The organism is Janthinobacterium sp. Ant5-2-1, from assembly GCF_001445815.1.
In the GTDB taxonomy this organism is placed as follows: domain Bacteria; phylum Pseudomonadota; class Gammaproteobacteria; order Burkholderiales; family Burkholderiaceae_D; genus Janthinobacterium; species Janthinobacterium lividum_E.
The window spans coordinates 116,895-129,020 of record NZ_LNCE01000016.1; the positions used below are offsets into that span (position 1 = coordinate 116,895).

A 12,126-nucleotide genomic window follows, 5' to 3' on the forward strand; every position below is an offset into this window, starting at 1 on the left:
TTACACCAGATTCTGCAGTCCGCTTCTTGGTTTGCATCGGATCAGCTCCTTTCCGCTTTGCCCTGACAGCACCACCAGTTCGATGAAACTGTTGATTTGCACATACAGCCCAAGGAAGTGATCGATTACCTGTACAAACAGGTGCATGCCGCTGCCGACGAACGCTTCCTCGTCCAGCGTGAGGCGTACCTCCACGCCATGCGCCAGCGAGGTGCCGCGCTTGTGCCGCAGCCATGTCGTGGTCGGCGAGTGCGCCAGCGCGACGATGCCGCCGATCTGGCGCTGCGAGCTTGCCGATTGGGACTGGTCATATAGCGTCAGCATTTCGCGCAGCGCCGGCAGGCCCTCCTGGACCAGCGCGTGATGATTCAGCGCCAGGTGTGAAATCAGGCGCCAGTGCAGGCCCGCGCCCGGTGGGAAACGTCGGGGCTGGCTGGGGCGTCGCAGCATGTGCAGTGCAGGTCCGCCGCCGCACGGTTGCAAGTCTCCTTGCGGCTGGCCGTATTTGAGTGACAGTGGAAGATCGCGGTTACTGCATGTCAGCGACAGCGACAAGCTGGCTTTTTCATTGATCAAGGGATGGAAGTCGCTATCGACCAGCGTGATTTTCTTTTCATGGCCAGGGCTTTTGAGGGCAAGCGTCGTGTCGTGGCGCATGACCCAGTAATGACCTTGTTGCGCCGCGCCCTCGCCATGGCGCAGACTGTACAGCGGGCGAAATTCGGTCAGCGTGCTTTCGCCTCCGCGTTGACGCAGCAAACGCACCGCATCAACGGTGACGACTTCGTAACCATGGGCATGGGTCGCATGGGCCAGCACGGAATAGTCGGTTTTCTGTCGGGTGATGGCGATCGGCACGCCTTCCTGGCGGAAGAGGTTGACCGCCGGACTGCAGCCCAGCCTTAAGTTGTCGCTGGAAATGCTGGATAACATGCGGGCCGCAGCGGAATCGGGTCGCAAACCGGCCATGCACAGATGCAGGGTAAAGCGCTGGCAGCCAGGCGGCAGGGCAGCACTCAGCGCTGCGATATCGATGTCGAAGAAATTGAATTTTTCCGGATACGCAAAATACTCGCTCAGGATGCGGTAGGCCGGCTGCGAACGGGCACCGAAAGGTATCAAGGCATCCGCGTCGGCGAAGCCGACGGGCGTCAAGGGCAAGGCGGGCAAGGCTATCCACTGCACCGCGTCGATGGACACAAAAGCGCAGACTGCATGCAGGAACATGGCATCGCGCAAGGCGGCGGAAAAAGAGGCTTCGCCATCGATGAAAACGCGCAGTGATGCTGGCGCTGCGTCAAGGTGCCGGATGCCGATGTTCAGGGCGGAGCTGGCTGATGCTGGCAGGCGTACGCCTGGCGGCGGCTTGATCATCGCATCGAAAGCCGCGCTTTCCACTACCGATGTTCCGGTCGTCATGCCGTAGACCGTCTTGAAGCGGCAGCGCACGCCGCGCACAGGCGTTGCGTCCATTTCGCTGCCGGCCGGCAGGTGCATTATACCCGCTCCAGCCGCTGGGACAGACTGATGGACGATGGTGCACGATGGAAAGGGGCGCAGATAATGTGGAAACAGGGCTTCGAACAAGGCTTCGGTAAATTGCGGATAGTCGTCATCGAGCCGTTTCGAGATGCGGGCCGCCAGCATCGCCACCGATTCGATCAAGTGTTCGACGTGCGGATCCTCGCAAGACTCGCCGGACATGTGCAATTTGCCGGCGATTCTCGGATAGCGTTCGGAGAACTCACGGCAATGCCGTCGCAGCATCACCAGCTCGCGTTCGAAATACGGCAGCAAGTCCTCCATCTCTCTTTTCCTGTGTCTTCGCGGCGGAGTGGTCAGTATCCGAGTGTTTGCTCTGAGGCAAATTGCGTTTGCGCAATAATTGAACAGGGTTGCTGTGCAATATCAAGGACTTCCAAGCTGGCAACATCAGACTGGCAAGGCAGCATGATTCCAACGGTCAACATGGAGAACGCAATGACATTGCCATCCAAATTACTTTGGTCCGAGGGCCTGGCCATCGGCCCCCAGCAATTCCAGCAGCTGGACCGCTACCATGAAGCGCGCCTGCAGCGTCTGGCTTCACTCATCAATCCACATTTATGGGGTGTGCACGGCGTCAGCTGGAATGCGGATGCACTGGCCAACAATAGCCTGCGGGCGGACGCCATGTCGCTCGTCTTTCAGGATGGAGAGTTCTTTGAAGCGCCGCTTGGCGATGTATTGCCCAGTGCAGTAGACCTGTCCAAGCTGCCTTCCAGCGAACATAGTTTTACTTTTTATGCCGCGTTGCCCACGCTGCGGGCACATGGCGGCAATGTGAGTGCTGCCGGCGCGCGGTATGTCCAGGCGGATATCGAAACCCCGGATCTGTACAGCGAGGCAGTCAGTGTCGATGTGGCTTACCTGCAGAAGCGCGTGTATCTGCTGTCGCAACTGGACCCCCTGCATGATTACCTTGCCATCCCGGTGATCCGTTTGTACCGCGCCGGCAATGGCAGCTTTGAAATCGATGCCTCCTTCATTCCGCCTGGCCTGACCATCAGCGCCGAGTCTTCGCTGCAGAAAATGCTCGATTCGCTGATCGACCGGATGGGCGCGAAAATTGAGGCGCTGTACAGCCGCCACCGTCAACCCGGTAACAATACGGTTGAATTCCATGGCGGGGATGTTTCCTCGTTCTGGATGCTCAATACCTTGAGCACGGCCAGTGCCACGCTCAGTCATTGCGCCAGTTATCGGCGCCACCATCCTGTATATCTGTTTGAAAAATTGATGGCATTGGCCGGTGGCCTGATGACGTTTTCAAAAAAATACACGCTGAGCGACTTGCCGGCGTATTGTCACGATGACCCGGCTTCCGGTTTCGGCAAGCTCGATGGCATCATCCGTGACCTGATCGATACGGTGCTCCTGTCGCGTTACTTCCCGATTCCATTGTCCAACGACACGCAACAAAACACCCACTATCACGGTTTGCTCGATGCCAAGCGGATTGACCGGCAGACTGAACTTTGTCTTGCGGTCAACGCCGATATGCCGGCGCTGGAACTGGTTGCCACGGTGCCGTTGCAGTTCAAGATATCCTCTCCGGACAATATCGAACTATTACTGGGCCGGGCATTGCCGGGTGCCGAGCTGCGGCATATGGCCCAGGTTCCTGCTGAAGTACCCGTGCGGCCCAATACATATTACTTTTCGATCGATAACAAGGGCAGTATCTATGACAGCATGATCAAGGCACAGGCGATTGCGATTTATGTGCCGTCTGGCATAAAAGGGCTGAAGCTGGAATTGTTCGGCATCAGCGTCACCGCCGCATAACGATAGTTGGCGTGGCGGGTGCTTGTCTTGTCAAAAGATTGCCCTAAGGAATAGACTTGTCCCGGCAGTTGACGTTATCATGTTTTTGTAAGTGTCGGTGGCTGAGCAGTCGGCGCAATGGTGAAACATGGTGACAGCGGGAGTGAGCATGGGCATGGCGAATGATGCGTGATGTGCCGGGTGACTTGCAGCCTGGCGGCGGGATGGGCAGGGCAGCGGTGCGCCGCTGCGGCCGCGCATTGCTGTTGATGCTATGCGCCGCTGTGGCTGCGCCTGCGCTGGCTGCAAGCGCCGCGCCGCCGCACCGGGGCCAGCGCGTGCTGTTCCTCAACGCCTACGATTACGGCCGCGCCGGCGTGGAATCGTACACGCGCACCTATGTGGCCGCCATGGCCGCCGCGGGCCTGGCCAGCGAAGATATCATGGTCGAGCACCTGAACCTCAATACCCAGGGTGACCCGGCGCTGCGCAACGAGATGCGTGATTTGTTGCTTTTAAGATACACCCAGATGATGGGGCGCAAGGCTGACCTGATCATCGCCATGCAGCAGCCGGCGCTCGATTTTTTGCTGTCCGACCTGGCGCCGCTGGCGCGCGGCGTGCCCGTGCTGGCGATTAACACCTCGGGCAATGCCTTGCCGGCCGGCAGCCCGCTGGCCATCTGGCAGCAAAAGGCGAACGTCGATTTTCCCGGCACCCTGGCGCAAGCGATGGCGCTGTTCCCGGAAACCAAAACCATCGTCATGGCCGTCGGCGCGAGCGAGGCCGACCAGGCCCTGAAGCGCAACATGCAGCAGGCGGCGCAGGCGTGGCAGGGCAGGGTTTATATGGAGTATCTCGACGGCCTGACCCTGGCGCAGATGCGCGTGAAGGTGGCGCACCTGCCCGCCGATACGCTGCTGCTGGCGGGCAACGTCAACCGCGACGTGGCCGGCGCCATCGCCACGCCCGTGCAGTTTGCCGGCGAGCTGGCGCGGCTGGCGAACGTGCCTGCCTTCGGCATGTACAACACGAATGTGGGCAAGGGCATCCTGGGCGGCTCCATCCTGCACATCGAAGGGGCCGCGCAGCAGGTGGCGCAGATGTCGCTGGCCGTGTTGGCCGGCAAGGCGCCTGCCGCGCCGGGCGCCTTGCTGCCGCCGATCCGCCCGGTGCCCATGTACGACTGGGAGCAGCTGCAGCGCTGGGATGCCGACATCAGCCAGCTGCCGCCAGACACCCTGTTCTTCAACCGTCCGCCGCAGCTGTGGCACGAACACCGCGCCGCCGTGCTGCTGGCGGCCGGCGTCTTCATCGTGATGGCCGGCTTGCTGAGCGCCTTGCTGCTGCAGCGGCGGCGTTTGCGCCGCGCCGAGAGCGAGGCGCGCGAGAGCGAGCAGCGCTTCCGCATCCTCGTCGAGCATGCGCCCGAAGCCATCGTCGTGTATGACCTGGACCAGGACCGCTTCATCGACGCCAACAGCAGTGCGCAGCGCATGCTGGGCATGTCGCGCGAAGCGCTGCTGGCGCGTGGACCGTTCGACCTGTACAGCATGGAGCAGCCCGACGGCATGCCTTTGGGCCTGATGATGGAAGAGCATCTGCGCCGCGCCATGCTGGGCGAACCCATCCTGGTCGAGCGCAATGTGCGGCGCGCCGACGGCAGCATCTTCCCTTGCGAAGTGCGGCTGGTGCGCTTGCCGATGGAAGGGAGGCGCCTGGTGCGCAGCGGCATCGTCGACATTTCCGAGCGCAAGCAAAGCGAGCAGGAATTGCTCGGCTACCGCGACCATCTGGAAGAGCTGGTGCAGCAGCGCACGGCCGCCCTGTCGGTGGCCGTCACCGAGGCCGAATCGGCGAACCGCGCGAAAAGCGTCTTCCTGGCCAACATGAGCCACGAATTGCGCACGCCCTTGAATTCCGTGATCGGCTTTTCGCAGATGATGGCCGATTCGAGCAGCATGTTCGAGGAAGAAAAACATAACCTGGCCATCATCAACCGCGCCGGCCATCATTTGCTCACCTTGATCAACGATATCCTGGAATTGTCGAAAATCGAGGCGGGCCGCATGCAGCTGCAAGCGGGACCCGTCGACTTGAACGGTTTGCTCGACGAAGTGCTCGAGATGGTGCGCATGCGCTCCGGCGACCAGGGCATCGCGCTGCGGCTCGAACGTGTCGGCGTGCCGCCGCTGGTGCGCCTCGATGGCGCCAAGCTGCGCCAGGTGCTGCTCAATTTGCTGTCGAACGCGCTCAAGTTCATCGAGCAGGGCAGCGTGACCCTGTCGCTGGCCTGCGAGACGGGCGGCGATGGGCAGGTGGCGCTGGCGTTCGCCGTGCGCGATACGGGCAGCGGCATCGCGGAAGAGGATCTGGAACGCATCTTTGAACCGTTCGTGCAGGCCGACAGCGCCGTGGCGCAGGCCGGCACGGGACTGGGGCTGACCATTTCGCGCGAGTTCGTGCGCCTGATGGGCGGCGAGCTGCGCGTCGAATCGACCTTGGGCGCCGGCTCCCGCTTCAGTTTCGAACTGCGTGCGCCGGTGCTGCAGCAGCCGGCCATCGCGGCGCTGGCGCCGGGCCGCGTGGCGCGCCTGCCGCCGGCCCAGCGCGGGCGCATGGTGCTGCTGGTCGACGATGACGACAACTGCCGCAAGCTGCTGGCCGGCTTGCTGGCGCCGCTGGGCTTCCAGCTGCACGAGGCTGCGGGCGGCGTGCAGGCGCAAGCCATGCTGGCGGCGCAGCGCTACGACATCGTGCTCAGCGACTGGCGCATGCCGGACATGGACGGCCTGGCGCTGACCCGCTGGCTGCGCGCGCAGCCGGCGCTGGTGCAACCGCGCCTGGTGATCATGACCGCTTCCGCCTTCGAGGAAGAAAAGCAGGAGGCGCTGGCGGCTGGCGCCGACGGCTTCCTGCGCAAGCCGATCGAGCAGGAACACCTGTTCGCCATGCTGGAGCAGCAACTGGGCGTGCGCTTCCAGCGCACCGGCGCCATGCCGCCGCGCGTGCCGGCGGCCGCCTTCGACTTGCAGCAGTCGCTGGGCCAGCTGGGCGCGGCCGAGCGTCAGGCGCTGCTCGAATCCGTGCAAGCCCTCGATTTGCGCCGCAGCGCCATCGTGTTGTCAGGCGTGGCGACCAGCCTGCCGCAGCTGGCCGCGCACATCGCCGCCATGCTGGAACAGCATCAATATCAGCCGCTGTGCGCCTTGCTGGCGCAGCTGGCCAGCGAGCCGCAGGGCGAAGACGCATGACGCTTCACGCATCCAAGGGCGCGCGCCTGGGCGGCGTGTCCATCGTGCTGGCCGTCAGCGTGGCGCTGACGTTTGTCGTCACGGCGCTGCTGCTCGTGTTTGCCGTGCTGTTTTACCAGTCCGAACGCGAGCAGCGCTGGCAGCAGCTGCAGCGCAGCCTGTCCGTGAGCGCGGACCAGCTGGCCGTGGCCATCGAACTGCCCTTGTGGAATCTCGATGAAAAGCAGATGCAGGCCATCATGCGCAGCATGCTGGGCAAGCGCGACCTGGTGGCCAGCTCGCTGACGCCGGGCATCGGCAAGGAGGCGCTGGTCCTGCGCCGCACCGCGGACGGCGCCATCGGCAGCTTTTCCTCGCTGTCCGCGGAACCGGACTGGCTGGTGCAGCGGCGCCCCGTGACGATGGGCGGGCAGGTCATCGGCAGCGTTGCCGTGTATGCGACGCCGGCCCTGCTGCACGCGCAGCTGCGGCAGCGTGCGCTGGGCATCGGCGCCATGATCGTGGCGCTCGACGTGATCCTCGTGGCCAGCATCTGGCTGCTCATGTGGTGCCTGATGCTCAAGCCCCTGAAGGCGATCGGCCAGTATGCGGCCGGCATCCAGGCGGGGCAGGGCGAAGCGTTCGGCACGCCGCCGAAAGCGTGGTTCCTGGGCGAGCTGCGCACCTTGTACCGCTCCATCCGCGACATGGTCGCGCTGCTCGACAGCCGCTATCGCGCCTTGCAGCGCAGCGAGGAGCGCGTGCAGATGGCCACCGGCGCGGCCAGCATCGGCATCTGGGACTGGAACGTGCGCAGCGGCGCCTTGCAGTGGGACGAGCAGATGTACGCGCAGTTCAAGGCCGATGCGGACAACGGCACGGCGCCGGCGGCGATCTGGCGCGCGGCGCTGATGCCCGACGACGTGCCGGCCGCCAAGGAAGCCTTGCGCGCCGCGCTGGGCGCCGGCCAGGCGTTCACGCACGAGTACCGCATCCTGTGGCCCGATGGCGCCATCCGCTACATCAAGGTCGATGCCGTGATCTTCCGCGACGGGCAAGGCCTGCCCATGCGCCTGGTGGGCTCGAACTACGACATCACGGCGCACCGCGAGGCCGAACTGGAACTGCTGCGCCACCGCCATCATTTGGAAGAGCTGGTGGCCGAGCGCACGAGCGCCCTGTCGGTGGCCGTCAGCCAGGCGCAGGCGGCGAACCGCGCCAAGAGTACCTTCCTGGCGAACATGAGCCATGAACTGCGCACGCCCCTGAATTCCGTGATCGGTTTTTCGCGCCTGATGGCCGCCTCGCCCAATATGCACGACGATGAAAAGCGCAACCTGGCCATCATCCACCGTTCCGGCAATCATTTGCTCACCCTGATCAATGAAATCCTCGAACTGTCGAAGGGCGAGGCGGGGCGCCTGCAGGCGCAGACGGCCGTGGTGGCGCTGGCGCCCCTGCTGCAGGAAGTGATGGACATGCTGGGCATGCGCGCCGAGCAGCAGGGGCTGGCCTTGCGCCTCGATTGCGCGGGCCTGCCGGCGGCCGTGCTGCTCGACGCGATGCGCTTGCGCCAGGTGCTGCTGAACCTGATGTCGAACGCCATCAAGTTTGCCGGCGGCGGCGAAGTCATCTTGCGCGTGCGCGGCGAGCGGCGCGATGCAGCCACGTGGCGTTTGTCGTTCGCCGTCAGCGATACGGGCATCGGCATCGCCCAGGAAGACCAGCAGCGCATCTTCGAGCCCTTTGTGCAGGCCGACAGCGCGGGACCGAAGGATGGCACGGGCCTGGGCCTGGCCATCTCGCGCGAATTCGTGCAGCTGATGAAAGGCGAACTGACGGTGGAATCGACGCCGGGGCAGGGCGCCACCTTCCGTTTCAGCATATCCGCGCAGGCGGCCGAAGCGCCCGTGCAGCCGCCCGTGCCGCAGCCCGTGGCGCCGGCGCCCGAGGTGTTGCCGGCACTGCGCGCGCAAGACTTGCTGCTGCTGGCCGGGGAAGAACGCGCCGCCTTGCTGGTGGCGCTGCGCGAATTGAACCTGGCGAGGGTGGCGCAGCTGCTGGCGGCCTTGCCCGCGGCGGCTGCGCCTTTGCTGGCGCCGCTGCAGGCCATGCTCGACCAGCATCAGTACCGCCAGTTATGCGACTTGCTGGAGAATGAGGGGGCGCTGGCGCACGTTTGAAAGTGTGGGCTGACAACATCGGATTCGCTGAAAAGAAGGACTAAGTGGCGCCGATGGATGGTGCTAAATTGCAATAAAGATTATGATGATAGTACGTAGTTCATCGCAAAGAAATGTCTTGTCCAGCGCGGCAACCGATCGCCGCGCCTCATCCAAAGCTGAGAGAACTGCTACATGCACCGCGATTTTTCGGAAGTGAACTCGAAGGGCGAAGTACTGATCGTTGAAGATACGCCGGCTTCGCTGAAGCTGTTGAGCGATTTGCTGGGCGGCGCCGGCTATGCCGTGCGCCAGGCGCCGAACGGTGAACTGGCCCTGTGGACGGCCCAGGCGCGCCCGCCCGAGCTGATCCTGCTCGACGTGCGCATGCCCGGCCTCGACGGCTTTGAAGTGTGCCGCCGCCTGAAGGAGATACCGTCCCTGCGCCAGGTGCCGGTGATCTTCCTGTCGGCCCAGTACGATACGGACGACAAGGTGCGCGGCTTTGCGCTGGGCGCCGTCGATTTCATCGCCAAACCCTTCCAGGCCGAGGAAATTCTGGCCCGCACCGACGCCCACGTGCGCCTGGCGCGGGCGCAGCTGCAGTTGGCGCAGGAACGCGCCAACCTGGAACGGAGGGTGGCCGAACGCACGGCCGAACTAGAGCAGGTGGCCAGCACCCTGGCGCGCGAAGTGCAGATCCGCCGCGCCAATGAAGAATTGCTGCGCCTGTCGGGCCAGGTCTTCGAAGCGACCCAGGACGCCATCCTGATCACGGATGCGGCCGGCGTCATCGTCACGGCCAATCCCGCTTTTACACGCATCACCGGCTACGCGGCGCCGGAAGTGGTGGGCACGGACATCCTGCGCCTGCATGCGGAACACACGGGCGAAGCGGTGCTGCAGGCCATGCGTCAGGGCTTGCGCAGCAGCGGCTGCTGGTCGGGCGAGGTGCAGACACGACGCAAGAGCGGCGACACCTATCCCTGCCTGCTCAGCGCCTCGACCGTGCACGGCCCCGATGGCGCCGTCGTCAACTATATCGGCGTCTTCCTTGACATCAGCGAACGCAAGGCCGAGCAGCACCTGATCGATTTCCTCTCCTACCACGATGCGCTGACGGGCTTGCCGAACCGCGTGCTGCTGCGCGAGCGCTTCGAACAGGCGCGCGCGAACGCTCTGCGCGACGGCCAGCAGGTGGTGCTGATGTGCCTCGACCTGGACCGCTTCAAGAACATCAACGATTCGCACGGCCAGGCCGTGGGCGACAAGGCGCTGCAGGTGGTGGCGCGTTTCCTGTCCGGCTGCGTGCAGGAGGGCGACACGGTGGTGCGCCAGGGCGGCGACGAATTCCAGATCCTGCTGCAGGACGATGCCCTGCTGGGGCGTACCCTGGGGCTGGCGCAAACCATCCTGGCCGGCTTGCGCGAGGAACTCAGCGTCGACGGCGAACGCCTGGCGCTGACGACCAGCATCGGCATCGCCATGTGCCCGGCCGATGGCGACAGCCTCGACGACGTGCTGCGCCATGCCGACACGGCCCTGGTGCGCGCCAAGGAAATGGGGCGCGACCATTACGCCTTCTTCACGGAGCGCATGGGCAGCGATATCCGCGCCCGCCTGGCGATGCAGCAGCAGCTGCGCGGCGCCATTTGCCGCGATGAATTCGAAGTGCACTACCAGCCGCAGATGTGCTTGCGCACGGGCGCCTTGCTGGGCGCGGAAGCCCTGCTGCGCTGGGATAATCCGGTGCTGGGCAAGGTGCCGCCCGGCCTGTTCATCGCGCTGGCCGAGGAATACGGCTTGATCACGGCCATCGGCGAATGGGTGCTCGAAAGCGTGTGCGCGCAAATTCGCGCCTGGCACGACGCGGGCCTGGGCAGCATCAAGGTGGCCGTCAACCTGTCCGGCAAACAGTTCGCGCAGGACCGCACGGTGCCGTTCGTCGAGGCGGCCTTGCGCAAATACGGCATCGCGCCCGCCTGCCTGGGCATCGAGATCACGGAAAGCACGGTGATGGGCGACCCGGACAAGGCCGTGGCGGCCCTGACGCGCCTGAAGGATATCGGCGTGGGCATTTCCCTCGACGACTTCGGCACCGGCTATTCCAGCCTAGGCTACCTGAAACGTTTTCCCATCGACGTGCTGAAGATCGACAAATCCTTCGTCGACGACGTTACCACCAGCAGCAGCGACGCGGCCATCGCCCGCTCCGTCATCTCGCTGGCGCACAACCTGGACATGCGCGTCATCGCCGAAGGCGTGGAAACGCGCGCGCAGGTCGACTTCCTGACGGAACACGGCTGCGATGAAATGCAGGGCTATTTTTTCAGCCGCCCCCTGGCGGCGGGTGCCTTCACGGCCTTGCTGCGCGAACGGCACACCCTGGCCGTGGCGTAAGAGGTAAGCACTGCGGTGCGGCCGATGCACCATGCCGGTGCGTCCGCTGCAGCGCGGTGCGCGATTCTCACTTTTCCTTCCCCTGACGCTGGCACATATCCTGCTTAGGTAATCGCTTATTTACGCGATTGCCCCGCATGCCAGACAGTCCCCATCCAGCCACGCATTTACCAGCCAGCGCCCACGGCGCCTGGCAGGCGCACCTGCGCCTGGGCTTTGCGCTGCACGATGGCGTTAGCCGCCTCGTCGAGCGCACGCACAGCGGCCCCCTGCGCGTGCAAAAGCCCCTGTACCCGGAAGGCGACGCTGTCTGCCACGCCATCATCATCCATCCGCCCGGCGGCGTCGTGGGCGGCGACCAGCTGGCCGTCGACGCCACGGTGGGCGAGGGCGCACGCGCCTTGCTCACGTCGCCGGGCGCGGCCAAGTGGTACCGCGCCAACGGCCACGTCTCGGGCCAGCACATCGTGCTGCGCGCCGGTAGCGGCGCGGCCATCGAGTGGCTGCCGCAGGAAAGCATTTTCTTCGACCAGGCGTGCGTGCGCCTGCGCCATGAAGTGGAACTGGCGCCGGACGCCAGCTACATCGGCTGCGACATCGTCTGCCTGGGCCGCAGCGCCTCGGGCGAAGTTTTCAACACGGGCAGCATCAGCCAGCAGGTGCAGATCCGCCGCGGCGGCAAGCTGCTGTGGTGGGAGCAGGGCGTGCTGGCGGCCGGCGGCGCACTGATGGCCAGCCCGCTGGGATTGGGGGGCCACACCGTGTGCGCCACCCTGATCGCCGTCGGCACACAAGTTACGCCTGCCGTGCTGGCTGCCGTGCGCGAGATCGGCGTGCCGGCCGGCGCCGCGTTTGGCGCCACGCACATGAAATCGCTGGTGGTGGTGCGCCTGCTGTGCGGCGACAGCGAGGCGGCGCGCCGCATCATGCTGACCGCATGGCAGCTGCTGCGCCCCGCCATGCTGGGGCGCGACGCCGTCGTGCCCCGCATCTGGAACACTTAATCAGGAAAGAAGCGCAAGGAA

The 12,126-nt window shown here is 64.5% G+C and carries 6 protein-coding genes; 5 read left to right on the forward strand and 1 reads right to left on the reverse strand.

The features are described 5' to 3' along the window. Window positions 1-1,806, reverse strand: coding sequence for a type VI secretion system baseplate subunit TssF (tssF, locus tag ASN89_RS06430; protein ID WP_058048673.1), 1,806 nt, complete (start codon window positions 1,804-1,806; stop codon window positions 1-3). A gap of 174 nt (window positions 1,807-1,980) precedes the next feature. On the opposite strand from tssF, the gene tssK reads away from it, so the two are divergent. The 5 genes from tssK to ASN89_RS06455 all read left to right on the forward strand — a co-directional run bounded on the left by tssK (window position 1,981) and on the right by ASN89_RS06455 (window position 12,105). After that, window positions 1,981-3,327, forward strand: a complete 1,347-nt coding sequence (gene tssK / locus ASN89_RS06435; protein ID WP_046684082.1) for a type VI secretion system baseplate subunit TssK — start codon at window positions 1,981-1,983, stop codon at window positions 3,325-3,327. A 161-nt stretch (window positions 3,328-3,488) separates the two neighbouring features. Beyond that, window positions 3,489-6,560 (forward strand): PAS domain-containing hybrid sensor histidine kinase/response regulator, encoded by a 3,072-nt coding sequence (locus ASN89_RS06440; protein ID WP_058048674.1) that lies wholly within the window; start codon window positions 3,489-3,491, stop codon window positions 6,558-6,560. Then, window positions 6,557-8,722, forward strand: a complete 2,166-nt coding sequence (locus ASN89_RS06445) for a sensor histidine kinase (RefSeq protein ID WP_058048675.1) — start codon at window positions 6,557-6,559, stop codon at window positions 8,720-8,722. The genes ASN89_RS06440 and ASN89_RS06445 overlap by 4 nt, the downstream gene beginning before the upstream one ends. Window positions 8,723-8,896: 174 nt before the next feature. Further along, a complete protein-coding gene (locus ASN89_RS06450) occupies window positions 8,897-11,101 on the forward strand; it encodes a GGDEF domain-containing response regulator (protein WP_058048676.1) in 2,205 nt (734 codons plus the stop codon). Window positions 11,102-11,238: 137 nt separating this feature from the next. Then, the gene (locus ASN89_RS06455) at window positions 11,239-12,105 is read left to right on the forward strand and encodes an urease accessory protein UreD (RefSeq protein WP_058048735.1); all 867 of its coding nucleotides are present in this window, start codon (window positions 11,239-11,241) and stop codon (window positions 12,103-12,105) included. The last annotated feature ends 21 nt before the right edge of the window (window positions 12,106-12,126 follow it).